The organism is Pseudomonas sp. LB-090624 (genome assembly GCF_003205205.1).
GTDB lineage: Bacteria > Pseudomonadota > Gammaproteobacteria > Pseudomonadales > Pseudomonadaceae > Aquipseudomonas.
Map to the genome: position 1 here is coordinate 211,257 of NZ_QJRL01000001.1, position 20,320 is coordinate 231,576.

The 20,320-nt window shown below is 63.0% G+C and carries 17 protein-coding genes and 2 pseudogenes; 9 read left to right on the forward strand and 10 right to left on the reverse strand.

The window, feature by feature from the left end; translation table 11 throughout:
• Positions 1-10: 10 nt before the first annotated feature.
• The 5 genes and pseudogenes from DMX11_RS01045 to DMX11_RS26350 form a co-directional block, all read right to left on the reverse strand.
• Positions 11-1,003, reverse strand: a complete 993-nt coding sequence (locus DMX11_RS01045; RefSeq protein ID WP_110742666.1) for a lysylphosphatidylglycerol synthase transmembrane domain-containing protein — start codon at positions 1,001-1,003, stop codon at positions 11-13.
• The gene (locus tag DMX11_RS01050) at positions 1,000-1,764 is read right to left on the reverse strand and encodes a DUF2334 domain-containing protein (protein ID WP_110742667.1); all 765 of its coding nucleotides are present in this window, start codon (positions 1,762-1,764) and stop codon (positions 1,000-1,002) included. The genes DMX11_RS01045 and DMX11_RS01050 overlap by 4 nt, the downstream gene beginning before the upstream one ends.
• Positions 1,757-2,878, reverse strand: coding sequence for a glycosyltransferase family 1 protein (locus tag DMX11_RS01055; RefSeq protein ID WP_110742668.1), 1,122 nt, complete (start codon positions 2,876-2,878; stop codon positions 1,757-1,759). Before DMX11_RS01055 ends, DMX11_RS01050 begins: the two co-directional genes overlap by 8 nt.
• Positions 2,879-3,126: 248 nt before the next feature.
• Complete coding sequence (locus DMX11_RS26345) at positions 3,127-3,891, reverse strand: methyl-accepting chemotaxis protein (RefSeq protein ID WP_371921779.1); 765 nt, start codon at positions 3,889-3,891, stop codon at positions 3,127-3,129.
• A 93-nt stretch (positions 3,892-3,984) separates the two neighbouring features.
• Positions 3,985-5,001 (reverse strand): annotated as a pseudogene (locus DMX11_RS26350) (cache domain-containing protein); the annotation flags it as partial.
• Between the two features lie 168 nt (positions 5,002-5,169).
• On the opposite strand from DMX11_RS26350, the gene DMX11_RS01065 reads away from it, so the two are divergent.
• A complete protein-coding gene (locus DMX11_RS01065; RefSeq protein WP_110742670.1) occupies positions 5,170-6,645 on the forward strand; it encodes a helicase HerA-like domain-containing protein in 1,476 nt (491 codons plus the stop codon).
• Between the two features lie 65 nt (positions 6,646-6,710).
• Here the strand turns inward: DMX11_RS01065 and DMX11_RS01070 are convergent, their stop codons facing one another.
• Together DMX11_RS01070 and DMX11_RS01075 are read right to left on the reverse strand one after the other, a co-directional pair.
• On the reverse strand, positions 6,711-8,183 hold the full coding sequence (locus tag DMX11_RS01070) for an inorganic phosphate transporter (protein WP_110742671.1): 1,473 nt from the start codon (positions 8,181-8,183) through the stop codon (positions 6,711-6,713).
• Positions 8,184-8,494: 311 nt separating this feature from the next.
• Positions 8,495-8,695 carry a hypothetical protein gene (locus DMX11_RS01075; RefSeq protein ID WP_110742672.1) on the reverse strand — a complete coding sequence of 67 codons (201 nt, stop codon included), beginning with the start codon at positions 8,693-8,695 and terminating at the stop codon, positions 8,495-8,497.
• A 476-nt stretch (positions 8,696-9,171) separates the two neighbouring features.
• On the opposite strand from DMX11_RS01075, the gene pcaR reads away from it, so the two are divergent.
• The 8 genes and pseudogenes from pcaR to pcaC all read left to right on the forward strand — a co-directional run bounded on the left by pcaR (position 9,172) and on the right by pcaC (position 17,216).
• A complete protein-coding gene (gene pcaR, locus DMX11_RS01085; RefSeq protein ID WP_110742673.1) occupies positions 9,172-10,047 on the forward strand; it encodes a pca regulon transcriptional regulator PcaR in 876 nt (291 codons plus the stop codon).
• Between the two features lie 322 nt (positions 10,048-10,369).
• Entirely contained in the window at positions 10,370-11,716 is a 1,347-nt protein-coding gene (locus DMX11_RS01090) for an MFS transporter (protein ID WP_110742674.1), read from the forward strand.
• 153 nt (positions 11,717-11,869) lie between these two features.
• Positions 11,870-11,971, forward strand: a pseudogene (locus DMX11_RS01095) (CoA-transferase subunit beta); the annotation flags it as partial.
• Positions 11,968-13,173, forward strand: coding sequence for a 3-oxoadipyl-CoA thiolase (pcaF, locus tag DMX11_RS01100; RefSeq protein ID WP_175442624.1), 1,206 nt, complete (start codon positions 11,968-11,970; stop codon positions 13,171-13,173). The pseudogene DMX11_RS01095 and the gene pcaF, both read left to right, overlap by 4 nt.
• 185 nt (positions 13,174-13,358) lie before the next feature.
• The gene (locus DMX11_RS01105) at positions 13,359-14,648 is read left to right on the forward strand and encodes an MFS family transporter (protein WP_110742675.1); all 1,290 of its coding nucleotides are present in this window, start codon (positions 13,359-13,361) and stop codon (positions 14,646-14,648) included.
• Between the two features lie 9 nt (positions 14,649-14,657).
• Positions 14,658-16,010 (forward strand): 3-carboxy-cis,cis-muconate cycloisomerase, encoded by a 1,353-nt coding sequence (locus tag DMX11_RS01110; protein ID WP_110742676.1) that lies wholly within the window; start codon positions 14,658-14,660, stop codon positions 16,008-16,010.
• Positions 16,011-16,021: 11 nt separating this feature from the next.
• Positions 16,022-16,813: a 3-oxoadipate enol-lactonase gene (gene pcaD, locus DMX11_RS01115; protein ID WP_110742677.1), complete on the forward strand. Its 792-nt coding sequence runs from the start codon at positions 16,022-16,024 to the stop codon at positions 16,811-16,813.
• A 10-nt stretch (positions 16,814-16,823) separates the two neighbouring features.
• On the forward strand, positions 16,824-17,216 hold the full coding sequence (gene pcaC, locus DMX11_RS01120; protein ID WP_012273983.1) for a 4-carboxymuconolactone decarboxylase: 393 nt from the start codon (positions 16,824-16,826) through the stop codon (positions 17,214-17,216).
• 64 nt (positions 17,217-17,280) lie between these two features.
• On the opposite strand, the gene DMX11_RS01125 is transcribed toward pcaC, so the two are convergent.
• From DMX11_RS01125 to DMX11_RS01135, 3 genes are all read right to left on the reverse strand, one after another.
• Positions 17,281-17,793, reverse strand: coding sequence for a DUF962 domain-containing protein (locus DMX11_RS01125; RefSeq protein WP_110742678.1), 513 nt, complete (start codon positions 17,791-17,793; stop codon positions 17,281-17,283).
• Positions 17,794-17,904: 111 nt separating this feature from the next.
• Entirely contained in the window at positions 17,905-18,828 is a 924-nt protein-coding gene (locus DMX11_RS01130) for a LysR family transcriptional regulator (protein ID WP_110742679.1), read from the reverse strand.
• 199 nt (positions 18,829-19,027) lie between these two features.
• Positions 19,028-20,284 (reverse strand): OprD family porin, encoded by a 1,257-nt coding sequence (locus DMX11_RS01135; RefSeq protein WP_110742680.1) that lies wholly within the window; start codon positions 20,282-20,284, stop codon positions 19,028-19,030.
• Positions 20,285-20,320: the final 36 nt, after the last annotated feature.

Below are 20,320 nucleotides of genomic sequence, written 5' to 3' on the forward strand. Positions count from 1 at the left end.
TGGCAACAGCTCAACCCGCCTGACGCCGCCAGCGCTCCAGTAACGGACGCGCCAGCAGGCACACGAACACCGGCCCACCGGCCAACAGGTAGAAGTAATAAGTAACCGCCCGCCATATCAGGATCGCCGCAGCGGCAGTGGAACTGCCCACCAGTGGCGTCAGCAGGCTGGCCGAGGTCAGCTCGGCAGCACCTGCTCCGCCGGGTAGCAAGCTGAACTGGCCGGCACTGAGCGACACCATCTGCACCAGGAAGCTGGGGATCCACGCCAGGTCCACACCCAATCCGCGCAATACCAGATACAGCACGCTGTAGCGCAGCCCCCAGTGGACGCAGGTGAGGATGAACACCGCTGTCAGCGTACGTTTAGGCAGCCCCCAGGTCTGCGCCAGCGCGTCGATGAAATGCAGCACCTTGCGCGCCCAGCGGCGTTTGCGCGGCTGGCCTACGCCTAGGCGTTGCAACAGCTTGCCGTTCAGGCGCATCAGCGGGCGTCGGTAACGCAACAACCCGATCACGCCAGCCAACGCGCTGCACAGCAGCAGTGCACTGCCTAGCAACATGCTTTCCTGGCTACGCCCCAGGCTGTGGAACAACGCATAGCCGGCGATTGCCAGCATCGCGCAAAAGAAAAACACCAGGTCGTTCAGCTGGTCCATGGCGAATACCGCGCCGCTGCGCGCGGGGCCGATACGCTCACGCGCCAGCAGGGCCATCAGGGTCAGTGGCCCACCGCTCCCGCCGGGGGTCGTGCAGATGGCGAACTCGGTGGCCATCACCACGCCCAGGCTCCGAATGCGTCCAAGCCTTGAGCCCTGCTGGCCAAGTAGCAAGCGCAGGCGCATTGCGTTGATTACCCAGCACAGCAGGATCATGCCCAGCAGCGTCAGCATCAACCGGGGGTCGAAGCGCTGTAGCCTGGGCAGCAGCTCGCTGCCGCCGAGCAAGGTTGGCACCAGCACGGCGCCGATCAGCGCCAGGCCGAGCCAGGCCAGGCGATTCATGCGCTGGCCTGGCGGTCCAGCCAGGCCGACTTGGTCAGTGGCTCGCGGCCTTGTGCCATGAGGCTGCGTAAGGTGCTTAGCCAGTATTCACGGGAGGTGCGGTGGCGCATGTCCACCGGGTGCAGGCCCAGGCGCAAGGTTTCGGCATTCTGCCAGCGCCGGCATTGCCAGTCGCACAGCGCCCTCGACAGCCCGCGGCGCCAGGCACTGCGGGCACTCCATACCAGCCCGGGGGCTTTGATCGGGGTGAACTCCGGCAGGCGGTACAGATGCTGCGGTGTGCTGGTGTAGCGCAAGGGCAGCTGGCGCAGGGCCTGGCGGGTACCTTCGCTCATCAGCCAGGCCGGCGCGACAAAGCCGGCCACCGGCCAGCCCTGCTGGTCGAACAGCGCCAGGCCGTGCTCCAGGCGTTGCAGCGCCTGTTGCTGGTCGAGGCCGTAGAACTCGCCTTCGTGGGTGTAAATACGGCGCATGAAGTACTCGCCGGGGGTACGCGGCGGCGGGCCATTGTCGGCATGGTGATAACCGTGCAGGGCCAACTCATCGCCTTGGGCCAGGCGCCGCTCCAGCAGGCTGCAGAAGGCCGGTGAGCGCAGCAGCGGGTTGCGCTGGTGAAAGTCCGGTACCACCAGCCAGGTCATGGGCACGCCGCCAATGGCGTCGACGGCCTGGACGAAGGGCTGGTAGTCGGGCCAGGTCTCGGGCGCGACATCGTGCAGCACCAGCATCAGGCTGCGCGATGCCGGTAGTGGCTCAACCATGGGCGAGTACCTGCGGTTGATGGCCAAGCACAGCCTGGTAGTGCTGCAGCAGGCCGGTCACCACGTTCTCCCAGGAGTAGTGCTGTTCTACATGTCGACGGGCCTGTGCGCCGAGTACGTCTACCCCGGTTTCGAAAGCCTCGCGCACTGCCGTCGCCATGGCCTGGGCATCGTTGGGGCGACACAGGCGGCCGCACTGCTCGTTGATGATTTCACCAAATGCGCCGGCGCGCACTGCGACCACCGGGGTGGCACTGGCCATGGCTTCGAGAATGACCAGGCCGAAGGTTTCCTGGTCACCTGCATGCACCAGCAGGTCGGCGCTGGCCATCAGCCGGGCGACCTCTGCTGCGGGGCAGAAGTGGTCGATCACGCTGACGTTATGCGGCACATTGGCCGGCATGTTCGAGCCCACCAGCAACAGGTGGTAGGGCTGACCAAGCTGCTGAATGCAGTCGAGCAGAACCGGCAGGTTCTTCTCCCGCGAGCCGCGACCGGCGTAGATAAGCAGCCGGCTGGTGTCGGCAATGCCCAGTTGCGCGCGCAGGCCCGGGTCACGCTGTTCGGGGTGGAAGGTGGCCAGGTCGACACCCAGGCGCTGCACGTGGACGTCACGTACACCCAGGCGGCGCAGCTTGTCGGCCATGACCTGGCTGGGGGCCAGCACTCGGTCGAAATTGCCGTAAAGCTTGCTGACATAGGCTTCAACGTTGGGGGTGAACCAATTGCCCATACGGTTGCTGACCAGCAGCGGCAGGTCGGAATGGTAGAACCCGATCACCGGGACATCGAGCTGGCGCCGTGCCTCCAGCGCTGCCCAGGCGGTCAGGTAGGGGTCGCCGACTTCGATCAGGTCGGGCTTGAGGGTGCGCAGTGTCTTGCACCACGGGGCCAGGCGTACCGGAAAGCGGTACCCCTTGCCAAATGGCAGAGGGGGGGCGGGTACTTGGTAGACACCATCAGCGTGCTGGGCGCTGGGGCCGGGAATCAACAGGCTGTGGCGTACGCCGTGGATGGCGTCGAGGCGGCGGTGTTTGGCATCAAGATAGGTACGTACGCCACCGCTGGCCGGGGCGTAGAACATGGTGATGTCGGCGATGTGCACGATCAGCATCCCTCCGGGATCGTCTTCGGGTCTGTCATCCGGCGCTGGATTGCCGGCGATGACACGCCTAAAGGTTGACCTTTGTGAAGGATAGTTTGTTCGATCGGGGTTGGGCGGGGTGTAACGGGAAGGAGATCCGGTGTTTTGCAGGAGCAGCCTTGTGTCGCGAAGGGCCAGAACGGGCAGTACAGCTGTTTAGGCTGAACTGCCCGCTCGCAGCACAAGGCTGCTCCTGCAGGGGGGCGGTGCAGTGCCTGTCAGATGCGGAAACTGCCCACCAAGTGCTTCAGGCGCCCGGCCTGTTGTTCAAGGTCGGCGCACGCACGCAGGGTGGCTTGCAGGTTCTCGACGCCTTCCTGGTTGAGCATGTTGATCTCGTTGATGTCCATGTTGATCGCCTCGACCACGGCGGTCTGTTCTTCAGTGGCCGTGGCCACCGACTGGTTCATGCCGTCGATCTCGCCAATGCGCACGGTCACGCTGTCCAGGCGTTCGCCGGCCTGGTTGGCGATCTGCATGCTGTCCTGGCTGTGGCGCTGGCTCTGGTCCATGGTCTCGACCGATTCGCGGGCACCGACCTGCAGTTCTTCGATCATGGTCTGTACCTGTTGCGCTGATTCCTGGGTGCGATGTGCCAGGTTGCGCACTTCATCGGCGACCACGGCAAAACCTCGCCCGGCTTCCCCGGCGCGGGCCGCTTCGATGGCGGCGTTCAGCGCCAGCAGGTTGGTCTGCTGGGAAATGCTGGTGATCACTTCGAGGATCTGGCCAATGTTCACGGTCTTGCTGTTCAGCGTTTCGATGTGCTCGCTGGAGGTGACGATCAGGTCCGACAGGCGGTTCATTGCTGCAATATTGCGCTCGACCACCTGCTGGCCTTCTTCAGCCAGCAGGCGTGCCGAGCTGGCGTGCTGCGAAGCCTGGGCGGCATTACCGGCAATCTCCTGGGCTGCGGCGCCCAGTTCGTTGATGGCGGCGGCAACACTGTTGGTGCGGTTGGACTGCTCATCGGAGTTGGTCATCGACGAGTTGGAAGCGCTGATGACCCGCAGGGCCACTTCGTTGACTTGCTCGGTGGCCGAGGAAACTTCGCTGATGCTGCTGTGAATGCGTTCGACGAAGCGGTTGAAGGCGTTGCCGAGGATGCCGAATTCATCGTGGTTGTGGATGCGCAGGCGCTTGGTCAGGTCGCCTTCACCCTCGGCGATGTCTTCCATGGCACGGGTCATGGTGTGCAGCGGCTGCATCAGCACGCGGATCAGCAGGCCGAGCAGGCCGATGATGATTACCACCGCCACTACCGTGGCGATCACCGCCGAGGTGCGGAAAGTACTGAGCATCGAGAAGGCCTTGTCCTTGTCCACCGACAGGCCGATGTACCAGTTGGCCGATGGCAGGCCAGTGATGGGGGTGAAGGTCAGCAGGCGGGTCTGGCCATCGCTGTGTACTTCGGTCAGCTCACCGGTCAATTTAGGCGTGTGCTGCGGGAACAGGTCCGACAGCGACTTCATCACCAGGTCTTTGTCCGGGTGCACGAGGACCTTACCCTGGTCGTTGACCAGGAAGGCGTAGCCCATGCCGCCGAAATTCAGCGAGTTGATGATCTGCACCAGGCCGTCCAGGGCCAGGTCGCCCCCGACTACGCCAACACTGCTGGAGACCTTGCTGAGGATGCCGATGACCATCTTGTTGGTGGTCATGTCGATGTAGGGCTCGGTCAGGGTCGCCCCGCTGGCATTCATGCCCTCTTTGTACCAAGGGCGGGTGCGCGGGTCGTAGCCGTCCGGCATCTTCGAATCAGGGCGCACACTGAAACCGCCATCGACCTTGCCCAGGTAGACGGTGAGGAAGCTGGAAACCAGTGCATTCTGGCCCATCAGGGTCTCGGCGTTGGCCGGGTCCTGGGCAATGTTCTGCGCCAGGTTTTCCACCAGTTTGATCCGGCCTTCGAACAGGTTGCGGATGTTGGTGGAAGTGGAGGTGCCCATTTCAGCCAGATAGTTTTCCAGGTTCTCGCGGATCGCATTACGCTGGAGGTAATCGTTGTAGAGGGTGAAAAGGCTGAAGGCGAGTATCACGATCAGTGATGCTGCCAATAGAATCTTGTGGCTGAAACGAAGGCTTTTGTTCATGGCGTAATCGGTTCCGCTAAGGTTTTATATCAGGCGTTCGCACGAGTGGAGCTGTAGCCAGTGCAACATCCCGAAAAGTCCCTTTTCGGTTGTTCCTCTCTATTAAGGCGAATATCACCCAACGGTATCGGCCGAATTTAGTTAAAGCTTGAGCAGAGGATTGATGAGATGCCGGAAACTTCGACCATCGTTGTAGGTGCTGGCCCGGATGGCCAGCCAGTCGGGCAGGCCATGCGACTTGCCAACCGTCACGGCTTGGTGGCGGGTGCGACGGGTACTGGCAAGACCGTCACCCTGCAACACCTGGCGGAAGTGTTCAGCGACGCCGGGGTGGCGGTGTTCGCCGCCGACGTCAAAGGCGACCTGTGCGGCCTGGGTGCTGCCGGTGCGCCACAGGGCAAGGTGGCGGAACGGATCGCCGGCATGCCATGGCTGGGGCATGTGCCGCAGGCCTATCCGGTCAGCTTGTGGGATATCGCCGGGCAGTCCGGCCACCCGTTGCGCACCACACTCAGCGAAATGGGGCCGCTGCTGCTGGGCAACTTGCTGGAGCTGACCGACAGCCAGCAGGCGGCGTTGTATGCGGCGTTCAAGGTGGCCGATCGCGAGGGCCTGCTGCTACTCGACCTCAAGGACCTCAAGGCACTGCTCGCGCACCTGAAGGACAACCCACAGCTGCTGGGCGAAGACAGCGCGTTGATGACCACGGCTTCTACCCAGGCCTTGTTGCGGCGGCTGGCGACCCTGGAGCAGCAGGGCGCCGAGGCGCTGTTTGGCGAGCCGGCGTTGCAACTTGAGGACTTGCTGCGCCCCGACGCGGATGGCCGAGGCCGTATCCACCTGCTTGATGCCACCCGGCTGGTGCATGAGGCGCCCAAGGTTTACGCGACCTTTCTTTTGTGGCTGCTGGCCGAGTTGTTCGAGCAGTTGCCCGAGCGCGGCGATGCCGACAAACCGGTGTTGGCGTTGTTCTTCGATGAAGCGCACCTGCTGTTCAACGGTACCCCCAAGGCCTTGCAGGACCGCCTGGAGCAGGTGGTGCGGCTGATCCGCTCCAAGGGGGTTGGCGTGTACTTTGTGACCCAGTCACCCGGCGACTTGCCGGACGCGGTGCTGGCCCAGCTGGGCTTGCGCATTCAGCATGGCTTACGGGCGTTCACTGCCAAGGAGCAGAAATCGTTGCGGGCTGTGGCTGATGGCTTCCGGCCCAACCCAGCATTCGACACCCTGGCAGTGCTCACCGAGCTGGGGATCGGCGAGGCGCTGGTGGGTACTTTGGAAGAGAAGGGGACGCCGGCGATGGTGCAGCGGGTGCTGGTTGCACCGCCGCAGTCGCGGATCGGGCCGTTGAGTGCTGCGGAGCGCGGTGCACGGGTAGCCGCTTCGCCGTTGGCGGGGCGTTACGACAAACCGGTGGACCGTGAGTCGGCCTATGAAATGCTGACTCAGCGTAAAGGCCAGGCGGTGGAGCCGGCGCCGCAACCGAAGGTCGATGAAGAGAGCTTTGCCGACAAGGCCGGTGATTTCTTGCAGAGCGCGGCGGGGCAGGCGATCAAGTCGGCGGTGCGCCAGGCGGCCAATCAGTTGGGGCGGCAGTTGATGCGAGGCTTGATGGGGTCGTTGTTGGGGAGCAAGAAGAAGTAGTGCCGGTGCAGGGGTTACACCAATGAAAAAGGCGCCGATGGCGCCTTTTTCAATAGCGGTGTCACTCAGCCAATGGCTTTGGACGCCAGCCAGAACAGACCAGCGGCCAGGCCCATCGAGGCCGGCAGGGTCAGGACCCAGGCCAGCAGGATGGTCTTCACGGTGCCGCCTTGCAGGCCGCTCTTGTTGGCGACCATGGTGCCGGCCACACCGGACGACAGCACGTGGGTGGTCGACACCGGCAGGGCGAACACGTTGGCCATGCCGATGGCGCAGGCTGCGGTGATCTGTGCCGACATGCCCTGGGCATAGGTCATGCCCTGCTTGCCGATCTTCTCGCCAACGGTCAGCACCACGCGCTTCCAGCCAACCATGGTGCCAAGGCCCAGGGCCAAGGCGACAGCCACGATCACCCAGAACGGGGCGTATTCGGTGGTGGCGGTAAGGTCTTTGCGCAGTTTTTCCAGGTCGGCCTTTTCGCGGGCATCCAGGCCAGGCAGTTTGCCAACCTTCTTCGCCGTGTCATCCAGGCACAGCAGGTAGCGGCGTACTTCGATGCGCTTTTCGGTATCCAGGCTGTGGTAGTCGGTTACGCCCTGCAGCGAGGACTGCAGCGCGGCGATGGTCGGCTCGGTCTGCTGCGGGTTGCAGCTGAACTGCTCCGGCAGGTCGCTGGCCTTGGCCTTGCCCAGGGCCAGGAAATCGCCCAGGGTAGCGGCGTTACGCTGGTAGAACTGGCTCATGTGCAGGGTGGCGTCGCGGGTACGCTCGATCTGGTAGGTGGTGCTGTTCAGGTCGAGGACGAACTTGGCTGGGACGATGCCGATCAGCACCAGCATGATCAGGCCGATACCTTTCTGACCGTCATTGGAGCCGTGCACGAAACTCACGCCCATGGCCGAGACCACCAGCACCATGCGGTTCCAGAACGGCGGGTGCTTCTTGTCGTCGAGCTTGCGGCGCTGCTCGGGGGTTTTGTGCATCTTCGACAGTGGGCGCCACCATTTCAGGCCGATCAGTACCAGGGCTGCAACGGCGAAGCCGGCCATCGGCGAGACCACCAGCGACATGGCGATGTCGATCGCCTTCTGCCAGTTGACGCCGTCGCCCAGCGGAATGTCGTTGATCAGCGCATTGGCCAGGCCGACACCAAGGATGGAGCCGATCAGCGTGTGCGAACTGGAGGCGGGGATACCGAAGTACCAGGTGCCCAGGTTCCAGGTGATGGCCGCAGCCAGCAGCGAGAAAACCATGGCCAGGCCGTGTCCGGTGTTCACATTGATCAGCAGCTCTACCGGCAGCAGGTGCACGATGGCATAGGCCACCCCGACACCGCCCAGCAGAACGCCAAGGAAGTTGAACACGCCGGAGAAGAACACGGCGAGGTGCGGCGGCATGGCTTTGGTATAGATGACGGTAGCTACCGCGTTGGCGGTGTCATGAAAGCCATTGATGAACTCGAAGGCGAGTACGAAGGTCAAGGCGAGCAGCAAGCTCACCAACACCCAGGCATCCAGTCCGCTGAATAAATCGATCATGAAGGTTGTCTGGCGGTCATAGGGGGGCGGGATTATGCCAGAAAACCTTGGCAATCGATGCACCCGCTACAGACCGATGGCAATCTTCATGGCCGCAAGGCGTGGTGCAAGGTGGGGCGTTCAGGCAGGTAAAAATCGTTCAAAAAGCGCAAAATATGCCGAAACGAGGCTAAAAATGCCAAAAAAAACAGCTGGATCGTGATTCAAACGGCCGTATGAAATTTGTGTAATTCCATTTCATCATCGGCCGAGCAGTAAAGATCGACCGCGCCCGGGCTGGCCGGGCGACGACGCGCTGGCGTGGTCCCGGGTCAGGGAGCGTCGCTGCGCAGTTCCTTTTCAATACGTTCCAGTTCCTGGCTGAAGGCCTGGTCGCGCACACTGGCGCGTTTGCGCCAAGGTTTGCGTTCCGGATCGGGTTGTGCGGCATAAGTGGTCACTTCGCCGCCGTAAACATCCTTGTAACGTTCAGCCTGGCGCTCGAGTTCTGCGCGCAGTTCATCTTTCGTCACATGCAGTACCTGAATTAAGAGTAATGGCTGTTGTCGGGCGATGTGCAGTACGCACACCCCTCGCAGGCCGTAACGGCTTCATGACCGCAAGGTTGCACTACCCTACGGACAGTGGGGCCTGTGCACTTGATTATAGCAATCGATAAATCGCCGAACAGCGTTATTTAACCAAGCCTGACATCGCCTGACATAACGAGTAGAAGGTGCCCGCAAACAATTTGGGCCTTTCGTACAACTTGGAAAGGCAACGCGGATAAAAGTTCGCTGAAATGTACGGGCGGGGTAGTTATGAAAAACGGCCTCGCCGTAAGGCGAGGCCGTTGCCTGGGGACTTCTACGGTGGGTACCTGACCAGTCTCTCCAAAGAAGCCACAAGTGGCATGAGAAAGGTATAAGCAAAAGTGTCAGCGGTCAATTGCGATTATCGGCCGTTTGTTCGATAATCGCACGAACCGGCGTTTTTTTTGAGGTGTGCGATGAGTGACCAAACCGTGGACAACGATTCCGCCAATCCGGAGGCGGGGCGACCTGCGTCTGCGGCCATGGCGCCGCCAATCGTGGCCTCCCCGGCCAAGCGCATCCAGGCTTTTACCGGCGATCCGGACTTCATGACATCGCTGGCGCGTGGGCTGGCCGTCATCCAGGCCTTCCAGGAGCGCAAGCGCCACCTGACCATCGCGCAGATCAGCCATCGCACGGAAATCCCGCGTGCCGCCGTGCGCCGCTGCCTGCACACGTTGATCAAGCTCGGCTATGCCACCACCGATGGGCGTACTTATTCGCTGTTGCCGAAAGTGCTGACCCTGGGGCATGCCTACTTGTCGTCGACGCCACTGGCGATTTCGGCCCAGCCTTACCTGGACCGAATCAGCGATCAATTGCATGAGGCGGCCAACATGGCCACCCTCGAAGGCGATGACATCCTTTATATAGCCCGATCCGCCACGGTCGAGCGGTTGATTTCGGTGGACCTGTCGGTGGGCGGGCGCCTGCCGGCCTACTGCACGTCGATGGGGCGCATTCTGCTGGCGGCGCTGGATGACACCAGCTTGCGCGAGTACCTGGAGCGCGCCGACCTGAAGGCGCGGACCAGCCGTACCCTGCATGACCCTGAGTCGCTGTTTGCCTGCATTCAGCAGGTGCGCGCCCAGGGCTGGTGCGTGGTGGATCAGGAGCTGGAGCAGGGGCTGCGGTCGATTGCAGTACCGGTGTATGACGCTTCGGGGCAGGTACTGGCGGCGTTGAACGTGAGTACCCATGTTGGGCGGGTAACGCGCAGCGAGCTGGAGCAGCGCTTCCTGCCGATTCTGCTGGCGGCCAGCCGCGACCTTTGCCATCAGTTGTTTGGTTGACCTGGCCGGGGCCGCAAAGCGGCCCCAAAATAGAACAGGTAAAAGCCATCTCTGTTCGATAAACGCACAGTGTCGCTCCCGGTGAATTGCGTCACCTGCGCCCGCTGATTAATGTTTCTCGCAACGGTCGGCTGTGCCGACCGAACAAGAAAAACATAAGAGGCACTCACCATGCATACTGTCCCTTCGCTGCCGCGGCCGCACCCGCATGCAGTCCCGTTGTATCCAGGCTGACACAGGCCAACTTTTCCGATCATTGCCAACTTGTACCGGTTAGCCGCGTGCAGTGGCTTGGCTGTGCCTCATATTCTGGATAACAACAATGAACCAAGCGCAAAACAACGTCGGCAAAAGCCTCGACGTCCAGTCGTTCATCAATCAGCAGCCGCTGTCCCGCTACCAGTGGCGGGTCATGCTGTTGTGCTTCCTGATCGTCTTCCTCGATGGCCTTGACACCGCCGCCATGGGCTTCATCGCCCCGGCGCTGTCACAGGAATGGGGAATCGACCGCGCCAGCCTCGGCCCGGTGATGAGTGCCGCATTGATCGGCATGGTATTCGGCGCCCTCGGCTCCGGGCCGCTGGCCGACCGATTTGGCCGCAAGGGTGTGCTGGTAGGGGCGGTACTGGTGTTCGGTGGCTTCAGCCTGGCCTCGGCCTATGCCACCAATGTCGACCAGTTGCTGGTGCTGCGTTTCCTGACCGGCCTGGGCCTTGGCGCCGGCATGCCCAACGCCACCACGCTGCTGTCCGAATATACCCCGGAGCGCCTCAAGTCGTTGCTGGTGACCAGCATGTTCTGCGGCTTCAACCTAGGCATGGCCGGTGGTGGCTTCATTTCCGCGAAGATGATTCCGGCTTATGGCTGGCACAGTCTGCTGGTGATTGGCGGCGTGCTGCCCTTGCTGCTGGCGCTGGTGCTGATGGTCTGGCTGCCGGAGTCGGCACGCTTCCTGGTGGTACGCAACCGTGGCACCGACAAGGTGCGCAGGACCTTGTCGCCGATTGCGCCACAGGTAGTAGCCGAGGCGGGTAGCTTCAGCGTGCCGGAACAGAAGGCCGTGGCCGCGCGCAACGTGTTTGCGGTGATCTTCTCTGGCACCTATGGCCTGGGGACCGTGCTGCTGTGGCTGACCTACTTCATGGGCCTGGTCATCGTCTACCTACTGACCAGCTGGTTGCCCACTCTGATGCGTGACAGTGGCGCGAGCATGGAGCAGGCCGCGTTCATCGGCGCGCTGTTCCAGTTTGGCGGCGTGCTCAGTGCCGTTGGCGTAGGTTGGGCGATGGACCGCTTCAACCCGCACAAGGTGATCGGCATTTTCTACCTGCTGGCCGGGGTGTTCGCTTACGCCGTCGGGCAGAGCCTGGGCAATATCACCGTTCTGGCCACCCTGGTACTGATCGCGGGCATGTGCGTGAACGGCGCGCAGTCGGCGATGCCATCGCTTGCAGCACGCTTCTACCCGACCCAGGGCCGTGCCACGGGTGTGTCGTGGATGCTGGGCATCGGTCGGTTTGGTGCCATCCTCGGCGCCTGGAGTGGCGCGACCTTGCTGGGGCTGGGCTGGAACTTCGAGCAGGTGCTGACCGCATTGCTGGTGCCGGCGGCGCTGGCAACCGTGGGTGTGGTCGTTAAGGGCCTGGTGAGCCATGCCGACGCAACGTGAAAGCAGGGGTGGCTCTGCGAACGGAGATGAGTAGCAGGGCAACAAATTGTTCGATAACCGCACATAGAGTCGATTATCGGATTGTAAGCCACCCACCAGTCTCCTTAATCTGAGCTCACTGAAGCACCCTGACCAGGAGCCTCCAAATGCCACGTGCAGACCACTACCGAACCCACCGAAATCGAGCTGTCCGCCCTGCGTGACCTCGATGCCCGTACCGCCGCGGCCCATGGCCAGCCGGCAGGAGAAGCCTGATGCGAGACGTATTCATCTGTGACGCCATCCGTACCCCGATCGGCCGCTTTGGCGGTGCCTTGGCGGGTGTGCGGGCCGACGACCTGGCCGCTGTGCCGCTGAAGGCGCTGATCGAGCGCAACCCCGGCGTGCAATGGGACCAGGTTGACGAGGTGTTCTTCGGCTGCGCCAACCAGGCCGGTGAAGACAACCGCAACGTGGCACGTATGGCGCTGCTGCTGGCTGGCCTGCCAGAAAGCATTCCAGGCGTGACCCTGAACCGCCTGTGCGCCTCCGGCATGGATGCCATCGGCACCGCCTTCCGCGCTATCGCCAGCGGTGAAATGGAACTGGCGATTGCCGGCGGCGTCGAGTCGATGTCGCGTGCCCCGTTCGTCATGGGCAAGGCCGAAAGCGGCTATTCGCGCAACATGAAGCTGGAAGACACCACCATCGGCTGGCGTTTCATCAACCCGCTGATGAAGAGCCAGTACGGCGTCGACTCCATGCCGGAAACCGCTGACAACGTGGCCGACGATTACCAGGTGTCGCGTGCTGACCAGGACGCCTTCGCCCTGCGCAGTCAGCAGAAGGCTGCTGCTGCCCAGGCTGCTGGCTTCTTCGCCGAAGAGATCGTACCGGTGCGTATCGCCCACAAGAAAGGCGAAGTTATCGTTGAGCGTGACGAGCACCTGCGCCCGGAAACCACCCTGGAAGCGCTGACCAAGCTCAAGCCGGTCAATGGCCCGGACAAGACTGTCACCGCTGGCAACGCATCGGGCGTGAACGACGGTGCAGCAGCGTTGATTCTGGCCTCGGCCGAAGCAGTGAAGAAACACGGCCTGACCCCACGTGCCCGCGTGTTGGGCATGGCCAGCGGCGGCGTTGCACCGCGGGTGATGGGTATCGGCCCGGTGCCGGCGGTGCGCAAGCTGACCGAGCGCCTGGGTGTGGCGGTGAATGATTTCGATGTGATCGAGCTGAATGAAGCCTTCGCCAGCCAAGGCCTGGCGGTGCTGCGTGAGCTGGGTGTGGCCGATGACGCGCCGCAGGTGAACCCTAATGGCGGCGCTATCGCCTTGGGCCACCCGCTGGGCATGAGCGGTGCGCGCCTGGTGCTGACTGCGCTGCATCAGCTGGAGAAGAGTGGTGGACGCAAGGGCCTGGCGACCATGTGCGTAGGTGTCGGCCAAGGCCTGGCGCTGGCCATCGAGCGAGTTTGACCTGTACGGCCTCTTCGCGGGTGAACCCGCTCCCACAGGGATCCACGCAACCCCTGTGGGAGCGGGTTTACCCGCGAAGAGGCCGGACCTGTCAGACGTAGGGCCAATTGCCAGCCAGATAGCGGAACGAGTGTGTTACTAGGTATGTCTAGACTTACCTAGGACCCTCCAGGAGTAAAAACGTCATGACCTCAACCTATTACACCGGCGAAGAGCGCAGCAAGCGCATCTTCGCTATCGTTGGTGCCTCCTCGGGCAACCTGGTGGAATGGTTCGACTTCTACGTCTACGCCTTCTGCGCGATCTACTTCGCCCCGGCCTTCTTCCCCTCCGACGACCCTACCGTGCAGCTGCTGAACACCGCAGGCGTATTCGCCGCAGGTTTTTTGATGCGCCCCATCGGTGGCTGGATATTCGGCCGCCTCGCTGACCGCCATGGTCGCAAGAATTCCCTGATGATCTCAGTGCTGATGATGTGCTTCGGCTCACTGATGATCGCCTGTCTGCCTACCTACGCCAGCATTGGCACCTGGGCTCCGGCGCTGCTGTTGCTGGCTCGCCTGATCCAGGGCCTGTCGGTGGGTGGCGAGTACGGCACCACCGCCACCTACATGAGCGAAGTGGCCCTGCGCGGGCAGCGCGGCTTTTTTGCCTCGTTCCAGTACGTGACCTTGATCGGCGGCCAGTTGCTGGCCGTGCTGGTCGTGGTGATCCTGCAGCAGTTGCTGACCGAAGATGAACTGCGGGCCTGGGGCTGGCGCATTCCCTTTGTGGTGGGGGCCATCGCCGCGCTGATCTCGTTGATGCTGCGCCGCTCGCTGCATGAGACCAGCAGCGCCGAAACCCGCCAGGACAAGGACGCTGGCACCATCAAGGGCCTGTTCCGCAACCATGCGGCGGCCTTCGTCACCGTGCTTGGCTATACCGCTGGCGGCTCGCTGATCTTCTACACCTTCACCACCTACATGCAGAAGTACCTGGTGAACACCGCCGGCATGACGGCGAAGAACGCCAGCTACGTGATGACCGGCGCGCTGTTCCTGTTCATGGTGCTGCAGCCGTTCTTCGGGATGCTCTCCGACCGCATCGGGCGGCGTAATTCGATGCTGCTGTTCGGCGCCTTGGGTACGCTGTGCACCGTGCCGCTGTTGATGGCACTGAAAACCGTGACCAGCCCGTTCATGGCTTTCGTGCTGATTAGCCTGGCACTGTGCATCGTCAGTTTCTACACCTCCATCAGCGGCCTGGTGAAGGCCGAGATGTTCCCGCCGCAGGTGCGCGCGCTGGGTGTGGGGCTGGCCTATGCGGTGGCCAACGCCGCATTTGGCGGTTCGGCCGAGTACGTGGCCCTGGGGCTGAAGACCATGGGTATGGAAAATACCTTCTACTGGTATGTGACGGCGATGATGGCGATAGCCTTCCTGTTCAGCCTGCGCCTGCCGAAGCAGGCCGAGTACCTGCACCATGATCACTAAGGATGCTGCATGAGCAACCAACTGTTCGACGCCTACTTCACCGCGCCGGCCATGCGCGAGATCTTCTCCGACCGTGGCCGCCTGCAGGGCATGCTCGATTTCGAGGCCGCGCTGGCCCATGCCGAAGCTGCTGCCGGGCTGGTCCCGCACAGTGCAGTGGCGGCCATCGAGGCAGCGTGCCAGGCCGAGCGCTATGACGTTGGCGCCTTGGCCAATGCCATCGCGACCGCGGGCAACTCGGCGATCCCGCTGGTGAAGGCGTTGGGCAAGGTAATCGCCACTGGCGTGCCGGAAGCCGAGCGCTACGTGCACTTGGGTGCTACCAGCCAGGATGCGATGGATACCGGGCTGGTCCTGCAGTTGCGCGATGCCCTCGACCTGATCGAAGCCGACCTTGGCAGGCTGGCCGAGACGCTGGCGCAGCAATCCTTGAAGCATGCCGATACACCGCTGGTGGGCCGCACCTGGCTGCAACACGCCACCCCGGTGACCCTGGGCATGAAGCTGGCCGGGGTGTTGGGCGCCTTGACCCGCCACCGCCAGCGCCTGCAGGAGCTGCGCCCGCGCTTGCTGGTGCTGCAGTTCGGCGGTGCCTCGGGCAGCCTGGCCGCCTTGGGTAGCAAAGCGATGCCAGTGGCCGAGGCGTTGGCCGGGCAACTCAAGCTGACCCTGCCCGAGCAACCCTGGCATACCCAGCGCGATCGATTGGTCGAGTTTGCCTCGGTACTGGGCCTGGTTGCCGGCAGCCTGGGCAAGTTTGGCCGCGATATCAGCCTGCTGATGCAAACCGAGGCAGGGGAGGTGTTCGAACCGTCTGCGCCGGGTAAGGGTGGTTCTTCGACCATGCCGCACAAGCGCAACCCGGTCGGCGCTGCGGTGCTGATCGGCGCTGCGACCCGCGTGCCAGGGCTGGTTTCGACGCTGTTCAGTGCCATGCCTCAGGAGCATGAGCGCAGCCTGGGCCTGTGGCATGCCGAATGGGAAACCCTGCCTGATATCTGCTGCCTGGTCTCCGGCGCCCTGCGCCAGGCTCAGGTGATTGCCGAGGGTATGGAGGTGGATGCCGCGCGCATGCGCCGCAACCTCGACCTGACCCAGGGCCTGGTGCTGGCCGAAGCCGTGAGCATTGTCCTCGCCCAGCGCCTGGGGCGCGACCGGGCCCACCACCTGCTGGAGCAGTGCTGTCAGCGCGCGGTGGCCGAGCAGCGTCACCTGCGTGCTGTGCTGGGTGACGAACCCCAGGTCAGTGCCGAACTGTCCGCTGAGGAACTCGATCGCCTGCTCGACCCAGCCCATTACCTGGGCCAGGCCCGCGTCTGGGTGGCGCGTGCCGTGTCCGAACATCAACGTTTCACTGCCTGAAGGAGACCGCTGTGGCGCATTTGCAACTGGCTGATGGCGTTTTGAATTACCAGATCGATGGCCCGGAAAACGCCCCGGTGCTGGTCCTGTCCAACTCGCTGGGTACCGACCTGGGCATGTGGGACACCCAGCTACCGCTATGGAGCCAGCACTTCCGTGTGCTGCGCTACGACACCCGAGGCCACGGCGAATCGCTGGTCACTGAAGGCCCTTACAGCATCGAACAACTTGGCCGCGACGTGCTGGCACTGCTCGACGGCCTGGACATTCAGAAGGCCCACTTCGTCGGCCTGTCGATGGGCGGCCTGATCGGCCAGTGGCTGGGCATCAATGCCGGCGACCGCCTGCACAGCCTGACCCTGTGCAACACTGCCGCCAAGATCGCCAACGACGAGGTCTGGAACACCCGTATCGACACTGTGCTCAAGGGCGGCCAGCAGGCCATGGTCGACCTGCGCGATGCCTCGATCGCCCGCTGGTTCACCCCAGGCTTCGCCCAGGCGCAGGCTGAAGAGGCCCAGCGCATCTGTCAGATGCTGGCGCAAACCAGCCCGCAGGGCTATGCCGGCAACTGCGCGGCAGTGCGTGACGCCGATTATCGTGAGCAACTGGGCCGTATCCAGGTGCCTGCACTGATCGTGTCGGGGACCGAGGACGTGGTGACGACCCCGGAGCATGGCCGTTTCATGCAAGCCGGTATTGCCGGTGCCGAGTACGTCGACTTCCCGGCGGCACACCTGTCAAACGTCGAGATTGGCGAGGCATTCAGCCGTCGCGTGCTCGACTTCCTGCTGGCTCACTGAGGACACTGCCATGGACGAGAAACAACGTTACGACGCCGGCATGCAAGTGCGCCGCGCGGTACTTGGCGATGCCCACGTGGACCGCAGCCTGGAGAAGCTCAACGACTTCAACGGCGAGTTCCAGGAAATGATCACTCGCCACGCCTGGGGTGACATCTGGACCCGCCCGGGCCTGCCCCGCCATACCCGCAGCCTGATCACCATTGCCATGCTGATCGGCATGAACCGCAACGATGAACTGAAGTTGCACCTGCGTGCAGCGGCCAACAATGGCGTGACCCGCGACGAGATCAAGGAAGTGCTGATGCAGAGCGCGATCTACTGCGGCATTCCAGCGGCCAATGCCACCTTCCACATGGCAGAGTCGGTGTGGGATGAACTGGGGGTGGAGTCGCGTAGCTGATCGCTGCGCAGTCCCCGACTGTGGGAGCGACACAAGGCCGCTCCCGCACAGTCCGCGTAAGTTTTTACATGGGCCGCACGGCCACCGGCCCTGCATGGCTCTCCACGGCCTGTTTCAGGACCGGGCACAGCCCTAGCATGAATGCCGCTTCGGCCACCACGAACAGTGGCCCGATGATCAACCCGCTGACATCGTCGACAAAGGCGGGCTTGCGGCCTTCGTAGTAGTGGCCGACGAACTGGATGATCCAGCCCACCACGAATCCTCCCACCCCGGCGCCAAGCCACAGCCCGGTTGCCTGAACCGCCAGAGCCTGGCCGACCCACAGGCACAAGCCCAGCAGCAACCCCATCACCAGGCCGAAGCGCAGGTCCAAGCGCAGGTAGAACCATACCGAGGCGGCCGCTGCCAGCAGGGCGGGGGATAGCCACATGCCCGCGACTTGCCAGCCGGGGCGCGACAGCAGGATGGTGACCGCCAGCACGATCATGGGGATACCGATGAAGTGGGTGACGATGTTGCGAGGGTCGCGGTGATAGCTGGCGTACTGGCTCAGGTGGTCGACGAGGGTTTTCATTGTTGTGCCTCCCTGGTTTGCCTGGTCGGGGGTGTTGCCGGTTCCGGCGATAGGGCCTGAACTGGCAACCGATATAGCTCAGGATAGCCCGCAGCCACCACCATCATCAGCTCAGCGAATGGCGGCGGCCCGCACTGGCATATCCAGCCCGACCAAGGTCTCGATCATCGCCCGCGCCGCTGGCGACAGCCGGTAGCCGCTGCGGCTGACCACGCCGCAATACACGTTCAGCACCTCCAGCGCCGGCGGCAGATTACGCCAGTGCAGGCGCACCAGCGTGCCGGTGGCCAGGTCATCGGCCAGGGCCTCTTCGCTGGCAATCCCGATGGCATCGCTGGCCTGTACCACGCTGCGCAGGATAGCCAGGTGTTCGGTCTGCAAATGCGGGGTGAAGTCGTTGCGCCCGCTCAGGTTGGCCAGGCGTTTGCGTACCCCAGGCGCGAGCAGCCCGCTGGCCAGCGGATAGCTGAACAGGTCGTTGGTCGACAGGCTTTCCTTGGCCAGCAGCGGGTGGCTTGGGCGACAGAAAAACAGGCCTGGGCGGGGCGACAAAGGTTCGGTATGAAAGCTGGGGTCTGCTTCGAACGGGCGGATATCGTCGACGAAAAACTCGATCTGTTCACGGCGCAGTGCCTGTCCCAGGCGTTCGGCATTGTCCACCAGCAGCGAGGTATGGATGCCAGGGTGGCGTTCGATGAAGTGACGCAGGGCATCAGGCACCAGGCGCACGGCCAGCGTTGGGCCGCTGCCGAAGTGCAGCTCGCCGGCGTCGAGCTTGGTCATTTGCAGCACTTCGTTGCTCAACTGCACCGCGCCTTGCACCAGACGGCGAGCGTGTTGCAGCACCACTTGGCCTTCCGGGGTAGGCGGCAGGGCCTTGCTGGCGCGGTCGACCAGCGGGCAGCCGAATGTGTGTTCCAGGCCCTGGATGGCGCGGCTGAAGGCGGGCTGGGTGATGCCCATGGCTTCGGCGGCGCGGACGAAACTGCGGTATTCGGTGAGGGCGATGAAGTAGCGCAGCTGGCGGAGGTCCATTTCACGGCTCTAGTGCGAGGTCAGGGCCCTATTCAAGCGGTTACTTCTTATGTCGTCAAAGAAGGTTTATGGATTTGGTTATAGCCGAAAGTTATCCTTGAGCGCCTCGCGTATATAACCTGCTCCCACAGGGTGGCCACAGCTTTTGAAACTGTGGCCATCCCGTAAGAGCCGGTTTACCCGCGAGAGGCCAGTTGATTTAGAGCAGATTCAGCGGGTAGCTCACGATCAGCCGGTTTTCATCGAACGCGTTGGTGCTGAAGTCGCGGCGCATGGTGGAGTTGCGCCACTTCACCGACAGGTCCTTGAAGCTGCCCGACTGCACCACGTAGGCCAGCTCGGTCTCGCGCGCCCATTCCTTGCCGTCATCCACGCCACCAGCGGTAACGTTGTCACCCTTGATGTAGCGGTTCATCAGGGTCAGGCCCGGGACGCCGACGCTGGCGAAGTTGAAGTCATGACGCACCTGCCAGGACCGCTCCTTGGCATTGTCGAAGCTGGAGTTGTAACTGTCGTTGGCGAGGGTGCCGCCGCTGGTGCCGTTGACCCGCATCCAGGCATCGTCGCCGCTGACTTTCTGCAGGCCGACGTAGAATGTGTGGCCCTGGTAGCGTGCAGAGAGCAGCGCCGAGGCAGTGCGGTTGTCCAGCTTGCCGGCACGTTCGGCGCCATCTTCCTTGCCGATGAAGTAGCCCAGGTTGGCGCCCAGGGTCCAGTCGCCCAGCGGCTGGCTGTGCGTCAGGTTGAGGTACTGCTGGCGGTAGATGTCCTTGAGCTGGGCATCCCACAGGCCAATCATGGTGCGCTTGTCGTTGAAGGTGTACTCGCCGCCACCGAAGTTGAAGCGGTCGGAGGTGAACGCCGCTCTACCGTTCAGCGACATGTCTTCCATGCTGGCGTCGTTGCGCGGGCTGTTGCCGCGGAACTGGCCGGCGTACAGGGTCAGGCCGGCGATTTCCTTCGACGTCAGCTGGCCGCCGCGGAAGGTTTGCGGCAGCGAACGACCGTCGTCCGAGCGCAGGATCGGTAGGACCGGCATCCATTCCCCGACTTTCAGCTCGGTTTCGGACAACTTGGCTTTCAGCGCCACACCCAGGCGGCCGAAGTCATCGGCGGGGCGACCATCGCCGTGTACGGGCAGAAGGTGGGTGTTGGTGGTGCCTTTGCCGCCGTCGAGCTTGACCGAGTACAGGCCAAGTACGTCCACTCCGAAACCGATGGTGCCCTGGGTGAAGCCAGAGCGGGCATCGAGGATGAAGCTTTGCGTCCATTCTTCGGCCTTGCCCTGTGGGTGAGCCGGGTCGACGAAGTTGCGGTTGATGTAGAAGTTGCGCAGGTTGAGGGTGGCCTTGGCGTCCTCCAGGAAACCACCTTGGTCGGCGGCGAACACGGGGAGGGCGCAGGACATGGCCAACAGGCCGGGCAGCAGCTGGCGTGCGGGTTGCAAAGTGCTCATCTGTCGTGGATCTCTTGTTTTTATGGGGCGAGCCGG